The following is a 17,959-nucleotide window of genomic DNA, read 5'->3' on the forward strand; positions in this document are numbered from 1 at the left end:
CTGTTCCTACTCCTTTGTTGCTCCCGCCGGTTTTTCGGCAGACTCAGCCGCCGGCTTGGGTTCTACGTTAAAGCACGCCTCACCAAAAGCGAGTTTCCCGGGGAGGTGGACCGCGGGGTTGATCGCGCCGACACGCTTGGTGTTGGACACCACAATTGGGGTGGTGACCTCGTAGCCTGCGTCCACGATCGCGTCGATATCAAAGGTGGCGAGCAGGTCGCCCGCGCGCACCTCGTCACCCTTCTTCACATGCGCCGTGAAGTGCTCGCCCTTGAGGTTCACGGTGTCGAAGCCGATGTGCATCAGCACGTCGACAGCCTTGCCGTCGGTGCCTGTACCGCGGATGGCGTAGGCGTGGCCAGAGGGGAAGGTCACGGCCACCTTGCCGTCGAGAGGCGCGCGCAGCTCGCCCACGGTCGGCACAATCGCGATGCCTTCGCCAAGCTTGCCCTGCGCGAACATCGGATCCGAGACCTGCGCCAGCGCCACTGCCTCGCCCGACAGCGGGGAGACCACGCGCAGCGCGTCCGCAGAGGGTGCAACCAGCGGGGTCTGCGCTGGCTCCGCCTGCTCCGGCGCATCCGGGTCGATGGTGCCGTTCTTACCCACCAGGTAGCGCCCGTAGCCGTAGGCCGCACCGAAGCTCAGCACGAAAGTCACCACCGCCAGGACGAGGAAGATGCCCATGTCGCTCGCGCGCATCGAGACCACGCCGATGAAGCCCGCGGCTCCGAGGGCCATGGCCTTGACGTCGAAAATCGCGATGAGCATTGCGCCTATCGACGCCGCGCCCATCCCCACATAGAACGGCCACCGCAAGCGCAGGTTCACACCGAAGATCGCAGGCTCAGTAATACCGAACACCGCCGAGATACCCGAGGAGCCCGCCAGGCCCTTGAGCTTCGCGTTGCGGGTGAGGAAGTACACGGCCAGCGCCGCCGCGCCCTGTGCGATATTCGCCATCGAGGCGGTGGCGAAGATGAAGGAGCCGCCCTGCTTAAAGAGCTCGAGCTCGATGGGCGGGAAGGACTGGTGCAGGCCGGTAATCACGATCGGCGAGTAGACCAGACCAAAGAGGAAACCGCCGATCGGACCGCCGACCTCGTACAGGTTGGCCAGGCCGTGGATGAGCAGGTCGCCGAGCCAGCGCACAGCCGGACCGACGGCGATGAAGGTGATAAACCCGGTGATCAAAAGCGTCGCCAGTGGGGTGACCAGGAAGTCGACCGTGCCCTTGAGGCGCTTGTGGAACCACTTTTCTATCGTGGCCAGGATCCACGCGACCGCCAGCACCGGCAGCACCGCGCCCTGGTAGCCGGCCTGGGCGACCGGGAAGCCGAAGAGGTCCCAGTAGGTCATCGAGCCGTCGGCCATGGCATTTGCCACGTCGTAGCCGTTGATCAGCTCCGGGTGCACCATCGCCATACCGATGCCCGCGCCGAGGTACTCGTTGCCGCCGAAGCGCTTCGTGGCGGAGAAACCAACAAGCACCGGCAGGAAGGCGAACGGCGCGGAGGCCAGCACGTTGATGATCTGGGTGAGCCCCTCGATCGCGGGGAACATGCCCACGAGCGACTCGGGTCCAAACAGCCCCTCGGCGGTGAGCACGTTGTTTAGCGCCATCAGCAGACCGCCGCCGACCAGGATCGGGATCAGCGGCACGAAGATGTCGGAGAAGACCTTGATGAATCGCGTGAACCAGTTGCCCTGGTTCGCCGCCACCGACTTCAGCTCCTCGGTGGACACCGCAATGCTTTTCGACGTCAGCGCGTCCAACTCTTTAAACACCAGGTCCACATCGCCGGGGCCGACGATGATCTGGAACATGCCGCCGGTTTCAAACACCCCCTTGAGGTCCGGGTCGTCCTCCAGTGCGGCGGTGTCCGCCTTGCTCGGGTCCTTCAGCACCATACGCAGGCGGGTGGCGCAGTGGGCGGCGCCGACAATGTTGTCCTCGCCTCCCACCCCCTCCAGCACCCGGCGCGCGACAGCAGCGTGCTCCATAGCGTGGTCCTTTCCGGCAGGGGCTTACCCCCTGCTCATCTGGGAAAAGTAGGTTCTTCCCCAGTCAACCACGCGAGTGTCATACCTTCGCTGAACAAACTATAAAGTTCCCCTATTCGGGGCTATACGGAACGAAACAATGCCCATTCGCTTCCGTTTGGCGCGAAAACGGCGGAGGAGAACGCCACTTCCCCGCCACCGGCGGTCAGCTCCACGGCCGCGCCGTCGGCCGTGCACACCAGCTCGCCAGGCCCGCACTCAGCCCAGCGCACCAGCCCGTCCACGGTCAGCGAAAGCGTGCCGCGCCCTGTGCCCTCCTGTGGGGTCCACGCAAGGGTCGCGCCGACGTTGTCTTCCACGTCAACCAGTTCGACCTCCAACGGATCGGACCCGAGCTCGCAGCGCCAGACCACCATCTCGTCCTGGGCTTTGGGGAGACAGAGGGAGGTGTGCAACGTGGCGTCGATAAGCTTGAGCTCCCGCGGCAGGGTGAGCTGGTGGACCCAGCCCTCGGCCTGAATCGTGGGGGTGTCGTCGCGCGCGGGCAGGCCCATCCAACCCAGCATCAGTGCGCCGGAGCGGTAAGGGATGAGCTGCGGGGCGTAGAACTGGTGGCCGTAGTCCAGCGGGGTGAAACCGGTGATGACTTCGAAGCGCAGGCCGTCGAGACGGCCGACGACGTAGCCGCACTCGTCGGAATCCAGGAATTGGGGACAAAACACCAGCACATCAAGTACTTCGCCGGTGGTCTGGTCCTCCATGCGCATAAGGTTCGGGCACTCCCACATGTAGGCCGAGGCCGTGTTGTAATCCAGCCCGATGAACTCGATTGGGCCTGCCAGCTCCCAGGTATCCAGGTCCTGGGAGGTATAGACCACCACCGCGCCCGTGTTGTTCTCCCGGCGCGCGCCGATGACCATGCGCCAGGACCCGTCCGGGGCCTGCGTCACATGCGGGTCGCGGAAGTCTGCGGTAAAGCCCTCCGGGAAACCCTCGATGACAGGATTGTTCTCGCGGCGGCGGTACACCCCGCCCAGCGGGCCCTGCACATCCTCCACATCGACGATGTTCTGGCTGGTCACTCGCTCACCGTCCACCTTCAGGTTGCCGGTGTAAAACAGCCGCATCCGCCCCTCGTGCACCACCGAGGAGCCCGAGTAGCAACCGTTCGCGTCATAGGGAAAGTCCGGGTAGAGCGCATCCGGCAGGTGAAAATAGCGGCCGTCGCCCAGACGCGTGACCGCGTGCCCCCACCCGGTGCGCTTCGGGGTGCGCGGGAACGAGGGGTCGTGCTGGTAGAACACGTGCAGCTCGTCGCCGATCAGGGTCAGCCCGTTCGGGTCGTTCAGGCGCCCCTGCGGCGGAGTGAGGTGGAATTTCGGCCGGTACGTCATGGTGCATAGTCTACGGTGGGAAGCATGATTACTGTGTACGGCGAAGCGCTCGTCGACCTCGTGCCCACCTCTACTGACCCGCTCGCCCCGCTGCAGCCCGCGCTCGGCGGCGGCCCCTTCAACGTCGCCCGCGCGCTTGGCCGCCTCGGCGCGGATGTGGAGTTCCAGTCCCGGCTCTCGTCAGACGCCTTCGGCACCGCGCTTAAGCGCTCGCTTCTCGACGCCGGCGTGCACCTTTCCAACTGCCCCACCGGCCAAGAGCCCACCACACTCGCCGTGACCGCCCTGGCCGCGGACGGCTCGGCCACCTACACCTTCTACGTCGACGGCACCGCCGACCGGCTCGCCACCCCCACCCCGGTAACCGGTGGCTACGCCGTCTTCGGCACGCTCTCGCTCGCGCTCGAACCGGCCTCGCTGCGCTACGCCGAGGCAGCCTCCGCCTCAGCTAAGGCGGGTGCCGTAGTTTGCTTGGATCCGAACATCCGGCCCGCCTTCGCCTCGGAGAAGCACCGCCTGTTCCTGCGCGGCATGCTCGACGACGTCACCGTGCTCAAACTCTCCGACGAGGAGGTCGACTTCCTGGGCGACACCTCGCGGGTGCCCGTCGTAGTGACCACCCTTGGTGGCGAGGGCATCAGCGTGCGCGCCCCCTTCGGCACGTGCACTGTGCCTGCGCCAAAAGTGCAGGTGGCCGACACGATCGGCGCGGGCGACACCATCATGGCCGCGCTGACCTACCAGTTCCAGCACCGCGGTCTCGACCGCGCGGGCCTGCTCGAGCTGAACGAGCAGCAGTGGGAGGAAATCCTTAGCTTCGCGGTACACGCCGCAGCACTGACTGTCTCTCGTACCGGCGCAGAAACGCCCCGCTTGGAAGAAGTACTTTCCTTCCAGCGGGGCGAGTAAAAGCTCGCGGCGAACTACTCCACGGTCACGGACTTCGCCAGGTTGCGCGGCTGGTCCACGTTCAGGCCGCGGGCCTCTGCTACCGCGCAGGCGAAGATCTGCAGCGGCACCGTCGACAGGATCGGCTGCAGCAGACCTGCGGACTCCGGAATGCGGATGACATCGTTGGCGTAGTCGGTGACGTCCTCGTCGCCCTCCTCCGCGATCACGATGGTCACGGCACCACGCGCGCGCACCTCCTGGATGTTGGAGACGACCTTCGCGTGCAGGTTATTGCGCGAGTGCTTGGACGGCACGATGATGAAGACCGGCTGGCCCTCCTCCACCAGCGCGATCGGGCCGTGCTTGAGCTCGCCGGCGGCGAAGCCCTCGGAGTGCAGGTACGCCACCTCCTTCAGCTTCAGCGCGCCCTCGAGCGCCACCGGGAACCCGACGTGGCGGCCCAGGAAGAGCACGGACTTCGAGTTCGCCAGGTCCTTGCCCAGCTGCTTGACCTGATCCTCGTTGTCCAAAACCGTCTGCAGCTTGTCCGGCATCGTCTGCAGCTCGTTCACGATGGTGCGGATCTCGTCCGCGTACTTGTTGCCGCGCACCTGCGAGAGGTACAGCGCCAGCAGGTAGGAGGCGACGATCTGGGAGATGAACGCCTTCGTCGACGCCACGGCGATCTCCGGGCCCGCGTAGGTGTAGAGCACCGCGTCGGACTCGCGCGGGATGGAGGACCCCACCGTGTTGCAGATCGCGATGACCTTCGCGCCCTGCTCGCGGGCGTGGCGCACCGCCATGAGCGTGTCCATGGTCTCGCCCGACTGGGAGACAGCCACCACAAGCGTCTGCTCGTTGACGATCGGGTCGCGGTAGCGGAACTCGTGCGCGAGCTCCACCTCCGTAGGAATGCGGCACCAGTGCTCAATGGCGTAGCGCGCCACCTGGCCCGCGTAGGAGGCAGTACCGCAGGCCACGATGACGATCTTGTTGATGGAGCGCAGCGTCGACTCGTCGATACGCAGCTCGTCCAGCGTCAGTGCGCCGTTCTCGTCGAAGCGGCCGTAGAGCGTGTCGCGCACTGCCGCGGGCTGGTCGTGGATCTCCTTTTCCATGAAGGAGTCGTAGCCGCCCTTCTCCGCGGCGGTGACGTCCCACTCCACGCGGAAGGGCTTGCCCTCCGCCGGCTCGCCGTCGAAGGTGGTGATCTGGTAGTCGTTCGCGGTCAGGGTAATGACCTGGCCGTTATCAATCTCAACCGCGTCGCGGGTGAACTCAATAAAACCGGAGACATCCGAGCCGAGGAAGTTGCGGCCCTCGCCCAGGCCAATGACCAGCGGGGAGTTCAGGCGCGCAGCGACGATGCGATCCGGGTGATCCTCCTCGATCGCCAACAGCGTGAACGCGCCCTCGAGGCGGTTGGCGGTCAGCTGCATCGCCTTGGTCAGGTCGCCTGCGGCCTCGTTGTCGTAGGTGTCCAGCAGCAGGGTGGCCGCCACCTCAGAGTCCGTATCGGAGATGAAGGTGTAGCCCTTGGCCTCGAGCTGGTTGCGCAGGGTGGCAAAGTTCTCGACGATGCCGTTGTGCACCACCGCGAGGCGGCCACCGCCCACCACGTGCGGGTGCGCGTTCGCATCGGTCGGCCCGCCGTGGGTGGCCCAGCGAGTGTGGCCAATGCCGAGGTGGGAGTCCGGCAGTGGAGACTTTGCGATCTCCGCCTCCAGGTCGGCCACCTTACCGGCCTTCTTGCGGCATTCAATGGAGCCCTGCCCCATCACCGCGACACCAGCCGAGTCGTAGCCGCGGTACTCCAGACGACGCAGGCCTTCAATGATGACGCCCAGCGCGTCGTGCTCACCCGACGCCGGGTCACCTACATATCCAACGATTCCACACATAACGACCACGATACACGGGGCAGACCTTTTCCCCGATTTCGCGCGCGCCTAATGGAACCTAATTGGACACGACCACCTTCGCCTCTTCCCCTTCGCCGTCCAGGCGCACCTTGAAGGTGGCAAGGGCGTGGTCATCGCCCTGCAGCGACGCCCCGTCGTCAAGGAAGAACTTCTGCTTCAGCAGCGGCGAAGCAATCGTGGGACGCCCATCAACCTCGCCGACGATCCCGCGCGAGATCACGCCCACGCCGGTGTAGGGGTCCACGTTGTCCACTGCGAACAGCTGCTCGCCGTCCGCCGTGTGCAGCCGGAAGATCGCCACTTGCTGCTCGCCGGGCAACAGCGCTGCCGCGCCGACGCCCACCGAGAGATCCCGCAGTGCGCAAATTACTGTGTCAGCCATTTTTCTTGTACTCCCTTGCTCTACTTCGCGCCGACGGTCGGGGTCATCAGCGGCACCTTGCGGCCGCCCTGCGGGTGCTCTTCGAACTGCACCGTCGGATCCGGCGTATCCGGCGCGTTGATGAAGGACACGAAGCGCTTGAGCTTCTCCGGGTCATTGAGCACGTCCTGCCACTCGTCCGAGTAGTTGGCCACGTGATTATCCATGAAGGCCTCCAGGTCATCGGCGATGCCCAGCGAGTCATCCACCACGACGTCGCGGATGTGGTCCAGGCCGCCCTCGACGTCCGCCTGCCAGGCCGCGGTGCGCTGCAGCCGGTCCGCGTTGCGGATGTAGAAGGCCAGGTAGCGGTCGATGTAGCGAATCAGCGTCGTATCGTCCAGGTCTTTGGCCAGAAGCTCCGCCTGCCGCGGCGTCGCACCGGCGTTGCCGCCCACGTACAGGTTCCAGCCCTGCTCGGTGGCGATCACGCCAATGTCCTTACCACGCGCCTCCGCGCACTCGCGAGCGCAGCCGGACACGCCCATTTTCAGCTTGTGCGGCGAGCGCAGGCCGCGGTAGCGCAGCTCCAGGTTGATCGCCATGGCCACCGAGTCCTGCTGTCCGAAGCGGCACCAGTCCGTGCCCACGCAGGACTTCACCGCGCGCAACGACTTGCCGTAGGCTTGGCCGGACTCCATGCCGACGTCGATCAGGCGACGCCAGATCTCCGGCAGGTCTTCCGTGCTCGCGCCGAACATGGCGATGCGCTGCGCGCCCGTGATCTTCAGGTACAGGCCGAAATCCTCTGCAATGCGCCCCATCTCCTGCAGCTGCGCCGGCGTGACGTTACCTGCCGGCTGGCGCGGAATGACGGAGTAGGTGCCGTTCTTTTGCATGTTGCCCAGCATGCGGTCGTTGGTGTCCTGCAGACCCGCGGTCTCGCCCTCCAGCACGTGGTTTTCCGTGTGCATGGAGGCCACGATGTTGGCAAAGGTGGGCTTGCACACCTCGCAGCCGCCGCCGGTGCCGAAGCGCTCGATGAAGGTGGGGAAATCCGTAATGCCGGTGGAACGGGCGATCTCGAAGAGCTCAGCGCGCGACTGGCTAAAGTGCGGGCACACCGCCTTCGACTGCTCAATCCCCTCGGCCTCCAAAATGCCCTTCATCAGCGGGATGCACGACCCGCACGAGGTGCCGGCGCGGGTGGCGCCCATCAGCGTTTCGACAGAGTGGCAGCCCTGCCCGATCGCCTCACGCAGGTCCCCCTTGGACACGTTGTTACACGAGCAGATCTGCGTGGCATCCGGCAGGTCGCCCGCGCCAATCGCTGTGGTGCCCGTGCCGGTCTCAGGCGCGATCAGGCTCACCGGGTCCCCCGGCAGCTCGGAGCCAACCATGGGACGCAGCACCGAGTAGTTCGACGCCTCGCCCACGAGGATGCCGCCGATGAGTCGCTTGCCTTCCGCGTCCAGGATGAGCTTCTTGTACACACCAGAGACCGGGTCCTGGATGTGCAGCTCCTTGTGGTCGGCGGCGGTAGAAAACGCGTCGCCGAAGGAAGCCACGTCCACACCCATGAGCTTGAGCTTGGTGGACATGTCCGGATCCTCGAAGTCAGGGCCTTCCTCCCCTGCGAGGCGCTTGGCCACGATCTCGGCCATGGTGTTGCCGGGCGCGACCAGGCCGTAGGTCTTGCCGTCAACGGCCGCGCACTCGCCGATCGCGGAGATGTGCTCGATCGAGGTGCGGCACTGCCGGTCGGTGAGGAAGCCACCGCGCGGGCCGAGCTCCAGACCTGCGTCCGGGCCCATCGTGTCGCGCGGGCGGATGCCGGCGGAGAAGATCACCAAGTCCGTCTCAATCACGCCGTCCTCACCCAGGTCCAGGGTCACCGCGCCTTCGCGCTCCGTGGAGGGCGTAATCGAGCGGGTCGTCGCGCCGACGTGCACGTCCACACCCATCTGGCGGATCGCCTGCGAGAGCATCTCGCCGCCCGCGTCGTCTACCTGCAGCGGCATCAGGCGCGGCGCCATCTCCACCACGTGCGTTTTTGCGCCCATGTGCTGTGCCGCACCAGCCGCTTCCAGCCCGAGCAGGCCACCGCCGATAACCACCGCGGTCGCCTCGCCGTGCTTGCCCACCACGCCCTCGATCGCGGCGCGGATGCCGTCCATATCGTCCAGCGTGCGGTAGACGTGCACCTGCGGCAGGTCATTGCCCGGCAGGCGCGGCACGAAAGCGCGGGAGCCGGTGGCGAGGACGAGTTCTTCGTAGGAGAACACGTTGCCGTCGGCAAGCACGAGCTCGCGCACCTCCGGCTTGATCGACACCGCGCGCCCCGGCACAACCGTGACGTTGTCCGGCAGTGTGTCAAGGTAGAGCGCCTCGCGGTCCCAGTTGCCCACATAGCTGGACAGCTGCACGCGGTCGTAGGCGTAGTCCTCAGTCTCGCGGTTGATGATGGTGATCTGCGCCTCCGGGCGGCGCTGCGCAAGCTCCTGGGCGAAGCGATGGCCTACCATGCCAAAGCCGACGACCAGGATCTCTGCGGGGTTGGTCTGCGTAGTCATGAATCTGTCCTTCTCGATGTCGGGGGACTTACTCCCGACTCTACCCAGGTAAATGGTCGTACGCTTGGGGGCTGCTTAGCCCACCGCGCCCGTGAGGCGGCCGTGGAAGGCGCTCGCCTGCTCGCTCATGCCGACAAACCGCACCCGCTTGTCGTACTGCGCGTAGCGCTGCTCAATGGAGTCCAGCGCCGCGATGGTCGAGGCGTCCCACAACGTGGCCTCAGTCAAATCCACTACGACCTCTTCCGGATCGGAGGAGTACATAAACAGCGTGGTCAGGTCGTTCGAAGACGCAAAGAGCAGCTGGCCGCGCACCGCGTAGTGGGCCACGCCGTCGATCTCCTCGCGCGTCACCTCCACCAGGTGCGCCACGTTGCGCACAAACACCACCGACGCGACCAGCACACCGACCACCACGCCGATCGCCAGGTTGCTGGTCACCAGCACTACCGCCACGGTGATCAGCATCGTGACGGTCTCAGAGACGGGCAACTTCCGCAGCGTCGCGGGCGTAACCGAGTGCCAGTCGAAGGTGCCCACGGAGACCATCACCATCACCGCCACCAGCGCGGCCATCGGGATCTGGCCGACCAGGTCGTTGAGCAGCAGCATGAGCCCCAGCAGGAATGCGCCGGCGAAGAACGTCGACAGGCGCGTGCGCGCCCCGGAGGCCTTCACATTGATCATGGACTGCCCGATCATCGCGCAGCCGCCCATGCCGCCGAAGAGCGCGGAGACGATGTTCGCCGTGCCCTGTCCGAAGCCTTCGCGGGTTTTGTTGGAATGGGTGTCGGTGATCTCGTCGATAAGCTTGGCTGTCATCAGCGACTCCATCAGCCCCACCAGCGCCACGCCCAGCGCGTAGGGCGCGATGATCTGCAGCGTCTCCCAGGTGAGCGGGACGTGCGGAATCACCAGCTCCGGCAGGGTGTCCGGCAGCTCGCCGCGGTCGCCCACTCGGGGCACGTCGATACCGAAGGCCATGCACAGCGCCGTGACCACCACGATCGCCACCAGCGGCGCGGGCACCACCTCGGTCAGCTTCGGCATGCCCACCATGATCGCCAACCCCAGCGCCACCAGCGGGTAGACGGCAAAGGGCACGCCGAACAGCTCGCCGAGCTGCGCGGAGAAGATCATGATGGCCAGCGCGTTGACAAAGCCGACCATCACGCTGCGCGGGATAAACCGCATGAGCTTCGCCACGCCGAGCACCGCCAGCACAATCTGAAACACGCCGGCGAGCATGATCGCGGCCAGCATGTACTCGTAGCCGTAGTCGCGCACGAGCGGCGCGATGACCAGGGCGACTGCCCCCGTGGCGGCGGTAATCATCGCGGGGCGACCGCCCGTAATCGCCACCACCATCGCCATGATGAACGAGGAGTACAGCCCCACCTTCGGGTCCAGCCCCGCGATGATGGAGAAGCTAATCGCCTCCGGGATCAGGGCGATGCCCACCACCAGCCCGGCCAGCACCTCTTTGCTCAAGATTCGCGGGTTTCGCAGGGCCTCGCGCACGGTGGGCCGTGGCGCGTAGCGCACGCCCTCCTGCGCAGTCAGCACGGTGGCAGCCATGATCTCCTCTTTGGTAGCGGGTACAACGACCCACATACTCTAGCCCCGCCCGCTTATCGACGCCCGCGCTCACCCCGCCTTACGCAAGTAGTAATGCGGAGACTCCGCGTAGAGCAGCGTGTTGCCGGTGAGCCCGCACCAGGCGCGCAGGTCGATGTCGATGGCCTCGTTGACCGAGCGCAGATGGAGCACCTCGCCTGCGGCAACCTGGTCGCGGAACAGCAGGAAGAGCCGCACAAGCACATCTCCGCACGCAATGTCTTGCGCGTCCCAATAGTGCTGCGAGGCGGGCGGCTCCTGCTGCGTTTTCACTGCTGCGCGTCCCCCGCTTGGTGCAGGTAGGTATCGCGGGCCTCGACGATCTGCGCCAGCTGCTGCTGCGCCAGCGTATCGGCCACGATCGGGTTATCCGCAAAGGTGGCGAACCCGCAGTCGGTGCTCAGCAGCACGCGCTCTTTGCCAAAAGCCTCCACGGCAGCTGCGATGCGGGCCACGACGTCCTCGGTCGGCTCCAGCACTTGCTGCTTCTGGTTGAGTACGCCGACGCAGACGCGCTGGTCCTCCCGGATCCCGTGCAAGGCATCCAGGCTGCCAGCGCGTGGTGTGGCCAGCTCGAGCGAAAGCGTGCCCACGTTCAGCGCCGCAAACAGGTCGACGAAGGGGGCGAAGTCGCCCTCGAGCGCGGCCGACTCGTCCGTGGTCCAGTTGCCGCGGCACACGTGCAGTGCGAGCCGCTCTGGGTCGAAACCCTCGGTGAGCTGGTCCAGCAGCGACTGCGCAAAGGCGAGCTCCTCGTCCACGCTGCCGGCAAGCTCGTCGAGCGCGCCGCACATGAAGGTGCGCCCGCCGCCGTCGTGGCGGCCGTAGACCACCTCGGTGAGCACCGGCTCGTCGATCTGGATCATGGCGGTGCCCAGCGAGTACAGCTCGTGGAGCTCCTCGCGCAGCACGCGCACAATGTCGGTGGCCATCTCCTCGCGGGTTTCGTACGCCCGGTCGGAGACGCACTCCATCCACATCGTGCGGGTCAAAAGGTAGGGCCCCGGCAGGCACACCTTCACCGGCGCATCGGTGATGGACTGCAGGAAGCGCACTTCGTGCGCCACGAGCGGCTTGTCGCGCCCGAGTGGGCCGAACACCGCGGGGTGGCGGACCTCGCCGGCGGGCACGTCCAGGGCACGCAACTCGCGCTCGAACTCCTCCGGGTCCTCCACGTACGGCAGCAGGTCCGTAATGGGTATGAGCTGGAGGTTTTGCAGCCTGCCCGCGACGAAGCTGGAGTAGTTGTCGCGGCGCATCTCCCCGTCAGTGACGACATCAACGCCCGCGCGCTTTTGCGCAGCGAGCACGAGCTCAACCGCGTCGTCTGCGGTGGCCTGAAACTCCTCTTCCGGCATCCGGCCCGCCAGGTGCTCGTGGACCGCGTGGAGCAGCCAAGGCTTGCGCGGCCACGATCCCATGGTCACGACCGAAAGCGGCGCGAGCTTCGGTGCGGGTGTAGGTGCCGGGAACTCGGTGGGCACCGTCGGGGTGACTACTTCTTGGGTCACCGGCATCTGCGGGCGCTTGCGCTGCTTCTTTGCGCGCTTCTTCGGCGCGGGCTCCGGCGTGGCCGGTGTTTCCGTGGGCGCTTCCGTAAACGCCCCCTTGCACACCAAAAAGCGCCAGCGAGCCTGGTCGGGTTCCTCGATCACGTTGACCAGCTCGTTGCCGGTGAGCCGGCACCACGAGGGCAGGTCGACGGGCACGGTCGGCTCGTAGGAAATGATCTCTAACAGCTGGCCCGGATCGAGCGGGTCAATGTGCTGGCGGATCAACAGCAGCAGGCCGTTGCCGCAGTCGAGGTCTCCCCCGTCAAAGCTCGTGTGTGGCGGGTACGGGTGTTGAGTCTGTGGCACTTGCTGCGCGCCCTAGTAGGAGACGCTCGGCGTACCGTCGGCGAGGAACTCGACAAGCTTCGCGCCGCCGACGATCTGTGCGCCCTCAATGAGCTGGTCCTCGGTGTAGCCGCGCTTCTTGATGCACGGTGCGCACACGTAGAGGGAACCGCCGGCGGCGATGAAGTTGTCGATGAGCTCCTTGAGCGGGGCGAAGCCCTCCTCGTGGATGTCGTCGGCGTAGCCGTCGACGGCCAGGTAGGCACCCTCGGAGGAGAGGAAGACCATGGTGTCCTGGGCAGAGCCGACCGCAGCGTTCGCTACGACGAAGCCGACGGTGGCCAGGTCAGTGTCGTTCTTGGCGTGGGCAATGGTGACGCAAAATTTTCCGGTAGACATGCGTCCCACCATACGCAGAAAACAAGGGACGTGTGGGCGTCGATAAGCATGCAAAAAGCCGCACCCCCAAAACTGGGGGTGCGGCTCGGGCTGGCTAGAAACTAGCGAGCCTTCTCGACGATGTCGACGAGACGGAAGTGCTTGTCCTTGGACAGCGGGCGGGTCTCCTCGATGAGGACGAGATCGCCGACACCGGCGGTGTTGTCCTCGTCGTGGGCCTTGACACGCTTGGTCGTACGGACGATCTTGCCGTAGAGGGCGTGGGACTTACGGTCCTCGACCTCGACAACAATGGTCTTGTCCATCTTGTCGGATACGACGTAGCCGCGGCGGCGCTTCTGCACTGCCTTCTGGGTGTTCTGTTCAGTCACGTTTGCCTCACTCATGATTAAGCCTCAGCTCCCGGGACGACGGACAGGCCGAGCTCACGCTCGCGCAGCACGGTGTAGATGCGTGCAATGTCGCGCTTCACGGTGGAGATGCGGCGGTTGTTGGTCAGCTGGCCGGTCGCGAGCTGGAAGCGCAGGTTAAACAGCTCTTCCTTCGCGTCGGACAGGCGGCTCTTCAGCTCTTCATCGGTGAGTTCGCGGAACTCAGATGCGGGGGTACCGTTCGCCATTAGTACTGGTCCTCCTTCTTGATGATGCGAGTCTTGCACGGAAGCTTCGCAGCCGCACGGCGCAGAGCCTCGATAGCAACCTCGTCATTCGGGTAGGACATCTCAAACAGGATGCGACCCGGCTTCACGTTGGCAACCCACTTCTCCACCGGGCCCTTACCGGAACCCATACGCACGCCGAGCGGCTTCTGGGTCAGCGGGCGGTCCGGGAAGATGTTGATCCAGACCTTGCCGCCACGCTTGACGTGACGGTTGATGGCAATACGGGATGCCTCAATCTGACGGTTGGTGATGTAGGCCGGCTCGAGTGCCTGCAAAGCCCAGTCACCGAAGTTGATGGTGTTACCGCCCTTGGACACGCCACGACGAGTCGGGCGGTGCTGGCGGCGGTACTTCACGCGCTTAGGGATAAGCATGTGTTTAGCCCTCCTTCTTCTCGGCGCGCTGGCGGCGCTGGCCGCCACGACGCGGGCGGCGGTCGCCGCGACCACGGCGCTCGTTGGACGGAGCGTTGAGCTCAGACTCGCGGACACCGCCAACGACGTCGCCCTTGTAGATCCAGACCTTGACGCCGATGACGCCGAAGGTGGTGTGGGCTTCTGCGGTGCCGTAGTCGATCTCCGCACGCAGGGTGTGCAGCGGCACACGGCCTTCGTGGTAGCGCTCGACGCGGGACATTTCTGCGCCGCCCAGACGGCCAGAGGTCATCACCTTGATGCCCTTGACCTGCGGGTTGCGCATAGCGGACTGGATGGCCTTGCGCATTGCGCGACGGAACGCGACGCGGTTGACCAGCTGCTCAGCGATGGACTGAGCAACGAGGGTCGCGTTGGCGTCAACGTTCTTGACCTCGAGGATGTTCAGGGCAACCATCTTGCCGGTGAGCTTCTCCAGCTCGCGGCGGATGCGCTCTGCCTCGCTGCCGCGGCGGCCAATCACGATGCCCGGGCGGGCGGTGTGAATGTCGACGCGGACGCGGTCGCGGGTGCGCTCGATGACGACGTCGGCGATGCCGGCGCGCTCGAGGCCCTTGGACAGGAACTCGCGGATCTTGATGTCCTCGTGGACGTAGTCAGCGTAGTTCTTGTCGGCGTACCAGTGGGACTTGTAGTTAGCGGTGATACCCAGGCGCAGGCCGTGTGGGTGGATCTTCTGGCCCATTACTTAGCCCCTTCCTTGGACTCGACAACGACGGTGATGTGGGAGGTGCGCTTCCGGATCTGGAAAGCACGGCCCTGGGCGCGCGGCTGGTAGCGACGCATGGTGGGGCCTTCGTTGGCCCAGCACTCGGACACGACGAGCGTGCGCGGGTCCAGACCGAAGTTGTTCTCAGCGTTGGCGGCTGCGGATGCAACAACCTTCGCGACGTCCTTCGCAGCACCCTGCGGTGCGTACTTCAGGATTGCGAGGGCCTCGGAGACGGACTTCCCGCGGACGAGGGCCAGCACGCGGCGGGCCTTCATCGGGGAGGTGCGGACGAACTTGGCAGTCGCGGATGCAGTGGTGATTGTGTCAGCCATTGCTTATCGACGTCCCTTCTCTGCCTTAACGTGACCCTTAAAGGTCTTGGTGGGTGCAAACTCGCCGAGCTTGTGACCGACCATGGACTCGTCGACAAACACCGGGACGTGCTTCCGGCCGTCGTGGACGGCGAAGGTGTGTCCGATGAAATCGGGGAGAATGGTCGAGCGGCGGGACCAGGTCTTGATGACCTGCTTGGTGCCGGCCTCGTTCTGAGCATCCACCTTGTTGAGGAGGTGCTCATCGACGAACGGGCCCTTCTTCAGGCTGCGTGGCATGTCTGTTTACCTCCTCTTAGCGCTTCTTGTTCTTCGAGCGACGACGGCGCACGATCATGTTGTTGGAGTAACGGTTCGGGTTGCGGGTACGGCCTTCCTTCTGGCCCCACGGGGAAACCGGGTGACGGCCACCAGAAGTCTTACCCTCACCACCACCGTGCGGGTGGTCGACCGGGTTCATGACAACACCGCGGACAGTGGGCCTCCAGCCCTTCCAGCGCATACGGCCGGCCTTGCCCCAACGGATGTTGATCTGGTCTGCGTTGCCCACCTCACCGACGGTTGCGCGGCAGCGGATGTCCACGCGACGAATCTCGGAGGACGGCATACGCAGCACGGCGTAGGAACCTTCCTTACCCAGCAGCTGGATGGAAGCACCAGCGGAACGGGCAAGCTTGGCGCCAGCACCGGGCTTGAGCTCCACAGCGTGGATGGTGGTACCGGTCGGGATGTTGCGCAGCGGCAGGTTGTTGCCAACCTTGATGTCCGCGTTTGCGCCCGACTCGATAACGGTGCCCTGCTTCAGGCCCTTCGGCGCAATGATGTAGCGCTTCTCACCGTCAAAGTAGTGGAGCAGTGCAATGTTTGCGGTGCGGTTCGGGTCGTACTCGATGTGAGCGACCTTCGCCAGCACGCCGTCCTTGTCGGAGCGGCGGAAATCGATCACGCGGTAGCGACGCTTATGGCCGCCGCCGCGGTGACGAGTGGTGATGTGGCCGTGGGTGTTACGGCCACCCTTCTTCGGGAGCGGGCGCAGCAACGACTTTTCCGGAGTCGAGCGAGTGATCTCCTCGAACTCGGAAACGGAGCTGGCGCGGCGACCCGGGGTTGTCGGCTTGTACTTACGAATAGCCATATTGTGTCCTTTTCTATCGAGTCTTCTTAGGCAGTTGCGCCGAAGATGTCGATGGAGTCGCTGCCCTCGCGGAGAGTGACGTAGGCGCGCTTGGTGTCCTTACGCTTACCGAAACCGGTGCGGGTGCGCTTGCGCTTGCCCTCGCGGTTGACGGTGTTCACCGAAGCAACGTCAACGCCGAAAATCTCTTCCACGGCGATCTTGATCTGGGTCTTGTTTGCAGACGGAGCGACGTAGAACGTGTAGGTGTTCTGCTCCATCAGCGCGTAGGTCTTCTCAGAGAGGACCGGAGCGATGATGATGTCGCGCGGGTTAGCAGTCTTAGCCATTTACTTCTCCTCCTCCGCTGCGGTGGCGGATGCCTTCGCCGCGTCGCGGTTAATGAAGGTGTGCAGTGCCTCGACCGAGAAGACCACGTCGTCTGCGTTGAGGACGTCGTAGGTGTTTAGCTGCCCCGGCTCAAGGATGCGAACGCCCGGCAGGTTCCTTGCGGAAAGACGGGAGTTGACGTCCTCACGGCCGATGACCAGCAGAACGGACTTACGGTCGGTCAGGCGCTCGATGAAGGCGCGTGCAGACTTGGTCGAGGGCTTCTGACCCGGGACCAGGTCCTCAACGACGTGGATGCGTGCGTTACGCGCGCGGTCGGTGAGGGCACCAACGAGAGCTGCCTTAATCATTTTCTTCGGGGTGCGCTGCGCGTAGGAACGCGGCTGCGGACCGTGAACGGTGCCGCCACCGGTGAACTGCGGAGCGCGGATGGAACCCTGACGGGCACGACCAGTGCCCTTCTGGCGGAACGGCTTCTTGCCACCGCCGCGCACATCGGCGCGAGTCTTGGTAGCGTGCGTTCCCTGACGTGCGGCTGCCAGCTGTGCGGTCACAACCTGGTGCAGCAGCGGGATGGAAGCTTCGCGGTCAAAAAGTTCTGCCGGAAGCTCTACGGAACCGTTGGTCTTTCCGTCAGCGGTGTGGACGTCAAGCGTCAGGTTCGTCATGCGTGAGCACCGCCCTTCACTGCGGTCTTGACGGTAACAACGCTGCCCTTGGCACCCGGGATTGCGCCCTTGACCAGGATCAGGTTGTTGTCGCCGTCGATGCGTTGGATCTTCAGGTTCTGGGTAGTAACGCGGTTACCGCCCATACGGCCAGCCATGCGCTTGCCCTTGAAGACACGGCCCGGGGTAGCAGCGCCACCGATGCCGCCGACGCGGCGGTGTGCTGCCTGGTTACCGTGTGCGGCACCCTGGCCGGCGAAGCCGTGGCGCTTCATAGCGCCGGCGTAGCCCTTGCCCTTGGTGGTGCCGACGACGTCGACGTAAGTGTCGCCGTCGAAGATGGTCGCGTTGTACTCCTGGCCGACCTCGTACTCGGAGGTGTCGTCCATGCGGATCTCCGCAACAACGCGGCGCGGCGTCACGCCAGCCTTCTTGAAGTGGCCGGTCTGCGGCTTGTTGGACTTACGGGGGTCAATGTCGCCGTAAGCAATCTGGATGGCGCTGTAGCCATCGGTCTCTTTGGTACGAATCTGGGTGACCACACACGGCCCAGCCTCGACGACGGTGACCGGAATTACACGGTTCTCCTCGTCGAAGACCTGGGTCATGCCGAGCTTCTTGCCCAGAATGCCCTTGATCTGGTTCTCAGACATGTATTGGTTCTCCACTACTTAAAAGTTCGGGGATC

General features: G+C 64.9%; 20 protein-coding genes. 1 reads left to right on the forward strand and 19 read right to left on the reverse strand.

Features of this window, described 5'->3' with window-relative positions; genetic code table 11:
- Positions 1 to 6: 6 nt before the first annotated feature.
- Positions 7 to 2,004, reverse strand: coding sequence for a sucrose-specific PTS transporter subunit IIBC (locus tag HMPREF2990_RS06275; RefSeq protein WP_070763284.1), 1,998 nt, complete (start codon positions 2,002 to 2,004; stop codon positions 7 to 9).
- Between the two features lie 122 nt (positions 2,005 to 2,126).
- Complete coding sequence (locus tag HMPREF2990_RS06280) at positions 2,127 to 3,398, reverse strand: glycoside hydrolase family 32 protein (protein WP_070763286.1); 1,272 nt, start codon at positions 3,396 to 3,398, stop codon at positions 2,127 to 2,129.
- Between the two features lie 24 nt (positions 3,399 to 3,422).
- Here HMPREF2990_RS06280 and HMPREF2990_RS06285 point away from each other — a divergent pair, with 24 nt between their 5' ends.
- Positions 3,423 to 4,307, forward strand: coding sequence for a carbohydrate kinase family protein (locus HMPREF2990_RS06285; RefSeq protein WP_070763287.1), 885 nt, complete (start codon positions 3,423 to 3,425; stop codon positions 4,305 to 4,307).
- A gap of 14 nt (positions 4,308 to 4,321) precedes the next feature.
- Here the strand turns inward: HMPREF2990_RS06285 and glmS are convergent, their stop codons facing one another.
- The 17 genes from glmS to rplC all read right to left on the reverse strand — a co-directional run bounded on the left by glmS (position 4,322) and on the right by rplC (position 17,924).
- A complete protein-coding gene (gene glmS, locus HMPREF2990_RS06290; protein WP_070763289.1) occupies positions 4,322 to 6,190 on the reverse strand; it encodes a glutamine--fructose-6-phosphate transaminase (isomerizing) in 1,869 nt (622 codons plus the stop codon).
- Between the two features lie 58 nt (positions 6,191 to 6,248).
- Positions 6,249 to 6,593 carry a nitrite reductase small subunit NirD gene (gene nirD, locus HMPREF2990_RS06295; RefSeq protein WP_070763291.1) on the reverse strand — a complete coding sequence of 115 codons (345 nt, stop codon included), beginning with the start codon at positions 6,591 to 6,593 and terminating at the stop codon, positions 6,249 to 6,251.
- A 20-nt stretch (positions 6,594 to 6,613) separates the two neighbouring features.
- Positions 6,614 to 9,145, reverse strand: a complete 2,532-nt coding sequence (gene nirB / locus HMPREF2990_RS06300) for a nitrite reductase large subunit NirB (RefSeq protein WP_070763293.1) — start codon at positions 9,143 to 9,145, stop codon at positions 6,614 to 6,616.
- A 75-nt stretch (positions 9,146 to 9,220) separates the two neighbouring features.
- The gene (locus tag HMPREF2990_RS06305; protein ID WP_070763295.1) at positions 9,221 to 10,723 is read right to left on the reverse strand and encodes a SulP family inorganic anion transporter; all 1,503 of its coding nucleotides are present in this window, start codon (positions 10,721 to 10,723) and stop codon (positions 9,221 to 9,223) included.
- 69 nt (positions 10,724 to 10,792) lie between these two features.
- Entirely contained in the window at positions 10,793 to 11,035 is a 243-nt protein-coding gene (locus HMPREF2990_RS06310) for a sulfurtransferase TusA family protein (protein WP_070763297.1), read from the reverse strand.
- On the reverse strand, positions 11,032 to 12,621 hold the full coding sequence (locus tag HMPREF2990_RS06315) for a 5-methyltetrahydropteroyltriglutamate--homocysteine methyltransferase (protein WP_070763298.1): 1,590 nt from the start codon (positions 12,619 to 12,621) through the stop codon (positions 11,032 to 11,034). The genes HMPREF2990_RS06310 and HMPREF2990_RS06315 overlap by 4 nt, the downstream gene beginning before the upstream one ends.
- 12 nt (positions 12,622 to 12,633) lie before the next feature.
- The gene (locus tag HMPREF2990_RS06320; RefSeq protein ID WP_070763300.1) at positions 12,634 to 12,999 is read right to left on the reverse strand and encodes a DsrE family protein; all 366 of its coding nucleotides are present in this window, start codon (positions 12,997 to 12,999) and stop codon (positions 12,634 to 12,636) included.
- A gap of 101 nt (positions 13,000 to 13,100) precedes the next feature.
- Positions 13,101 to 13,385: a 30S ribosomal protein S17 gene (gene rpsQ, locus HMPREF2990_RS06325; RefSeq protein ID WP_070763302.1), complete on the reverse strand. Its 285-nt coding sequence runs from the start codon at positions 13,383 to 13,385 to the stop codon at positions 13,101 to 13,103.
- 2 nt (positions 13,386 to 13,387) lie between these two features.
- Positions 13,388 to 13,618: a 50S ribosomal protein L29 gene (gene rpmC / locus HMPREF2990_RS06330; RefSeq protein WP_038588270.1), complete on the reverse strand. Its 231-nt coding sequence runs from the start codon at positions 13,616 to 13,618 to the stop codon at positions 13,388 to 13,390.
- Complete coding sequence (gene rplP / locus HMPREF2990_RS06335; RefSeq protein ID WP_070763303.1) at positions 13,618 to 14,034, reverse strand: 50S ribosomal protein L16; 417 nt, start codon at positions 14,032 to 14,034, stop codon at positions 13,618 to 13,620. The genes rpmC and rplP overlap by 1 nt, the downstream gene beginning before the upstream one ends.
- 4 nt (positions 14,035 to 14,038) lie before the next feature.
- On the reverse strand, positions 14,039 to 14,779 hold the full coding sequence (gene rpsC / locus HMPREF2990_RS06340; protein ID WP_038588264.1) for a 30S ribosomal protein S3: 741 nt from the start codon (positions 14,777 to 14,779) through the stop codon (positions 14,039 to 14,041).
- Positions 14,779 to 15,138, reverse strand: a complete 360-nt coding sequence (gene rplV, locus HMPREF2990_RS06345; RefSeq protein ID WP_038588261.1) for a 50S ribosomal protein L22 — start codon at positions 15,136 to 15,138, stop codon at positions 14,779 to 14,781. Before rplV ends, rpsC begins: the two co-directional genes overlap by 1 nt.
- Positions 15,139 to 15,141: 3 nt before the next feature.
- Positions 15,142 to 15,417 carry a 30S ribosomal protein S19 gene (gene rpsS / locus HMPREF2990_RS06350; protein ID WP_038588258.1) on the reverse strand — a complete coding sequence of 92 codons (276 nt, stop codon included), beginning with the start codon at positions 15,415 to 15,417 and terminating at the stop codon, positions 15,142 to 15,144.
- Between the two features lie 16 nt (positions 15,418 to 15,433).
- Positions 15,434 to 16,273, reverse strand: a complete 840-nt coding sequence (gene rplB / locus HMPREF2990_RS06355) for a 50S ribosomal protein L2 (protein WP_038588255.1) — start codon at positions 16,271 to 16,273, stop codon at positions 15,434 to 15,436.
- A gap of 26 nt (positions 16,274 to 16,299) precedes the next feature.
- Positions 16,300 to 16,602 carry a 50S ribosomal protein L23 gene (rplW, locus tag HMPREF2990_RS06360; protein ID WP_070763305.1) on the reverse strand — a complete coding sequence of 101 codons (303 nt, stop codon included), beginning with the start codon at positions 16,600 to 16,602 and terminating at the stop codon, positions 16,300 to 16,302.
- On the reverse strand, positions 16,603 to 17,271 hold the full coding sequence (rplD, locus tag HMPREF2990_RS06365; protein ID WP_070763307.1) for a 50S ribosomal protein L4: 669 nt from the start codon (positions 17,269 to 17,271) through the stop codon (positions 16,603 to 16,605).
- On the reverse strand, positions 17,268 to 17,924 hold the full coding sequence (rplC, locus tag HMPREF2990_RS06370; protein ID WP_070763309.1) for a 50S ribosomal protein L3: 657 nt from the start codon (positions 17,922 to 17,924) through the stop codon (positions 17,268 to 17,270). The genes rplD and rplC overlap by 4 nt, the downstream gene beginning before the upstream one ends.
- Positions 17,925 to 17,959 lie beyond the last annotated feature (35 nt).

Source organism: Corynebacterium sp. HMSC071B10, from assembly GCF_001814825.1.
GTDB lineage: Bacteria > Actinomycetota > Actinomycetes > Mycobacteriales > Mycobacteriaceae > Corynebacterium.

Coding starts and splice junctions, on each gene's coding strand:
- HMPREF2990_RS06275 (WP_070763284.1), bottom strand. CDS start 2,004: ATGGAGCACGCTGCTGTCGCGCGCCGGGTGCTGGAGGGGGTGGGAGGC.
- HMPREF2990_RS06280 (WP_070763286.1), bottom strand. CDS start 3,398: ATGACGTACCGGCCGAAATTCCACCTCACTCCGCCGCAGGGGCGCCTG.
- HMPREF2990_RS06285 (WP_070763287.1), top strand. CDS start 3,423: ATGATTACTGTGTACGGCGAAGCGCTCGTCGACCTCGTGCCCACCTCT.
- glmS (WP_070763289.1), bottom strand. CDS start 6,190: ATGTGTGGAATCGTTGGATATGTAGGTGACCCGGCGTCGGGTGAGCAC.
- nirD (WP_070763291.1), bottom strand. CDS start 6,593: ATGGCTGACACAGTAATTTGCGCACTGCGGGATCTCTCGGTGGGCGTC.
- nirB (WP_070763293.1), bottom strand. CDS start 9,145: ATGACTACGCAGACCAACCCCGCAGAGATCCTGGTCGTCGGCTTTGGC.
- HMPREF2990_RS06305 (WP_070763295.1), bottom strand. CDS start 10,723: ATGGCTGCCACCGTGCTGACTGCGCAGGAGGGCGTGCGCTACGCGCCA.
- HMPREF2990_RS06320 (WP_070763300.1), bottom strand. CDS start 12,999: ATGTCTACCGGAAAATTTTGCGTCACCATTGCCCACGCCAAGAACGAC.
- rpsQ (WP_070763302.1), bottom strand. CDS start 13,385: ATGAGTGAGGCAAACGTGACTGAACAGAACACCCAGAAGGCAGTGCAG.
- rpmC (WP_038588270.1), bottom strand. CDS start 13,618: ATGGCGAACGGTACCCCCGCATCTGAGTTCCGCGAACTCACCGATGAA.
- rplP (WP_070763303.1), bottom strand. CDS start 14,034: ATGCTTATCCCTAAGCGCGTGAAGTACCGCCGCCAGCACCGCCCGACT.
- rpsC (WP_038588264.1), bottom strand. CDS start 14,779: ATGGGCCAGAAGATCCACCCACACGGCCTGCGCCTGGGTATCACCGCT.
- rplV (WP_038588261.1), bottom strand. CDS start 15,138: ATGGCTGACACAATCACCACTGCATCCGCGACTGCCAAGTTCGTCCGC.
- rpsS (WP_038588258.1), bottom strand. CDS start 15,417: ATGCCACGCAGCCTGAAGAAGGGCCCGTTCGTCGATGAGCACCTCCTC.
- rplB (WP_038588255.1), bottom strand. CDS start 16,273: ATGGCTATTCGTAAGTACAAGCCGACAACCCCGGGTCGCCGCGCCAGC.
- rplW (WP_070763305.1), bottom strand. CDS start 16,602: ATGGCTAAGACTGCTAACCCGCGCGACATCATCATCGCTCCGGTCCTC.
- rplD (WP_070763307.1), bottom strand. CDS start 17,271: ATGACGAACCTGACGCTTGACGTCCACACCGCTGACGGAAAGACCAAC.
- rplC (WP_070763309.1), bottom strand. CDS start 17,924: ATGTCTGAGAACCAGATCAAGGGCATTCTGGGCAAGAAGCTCGGCATG.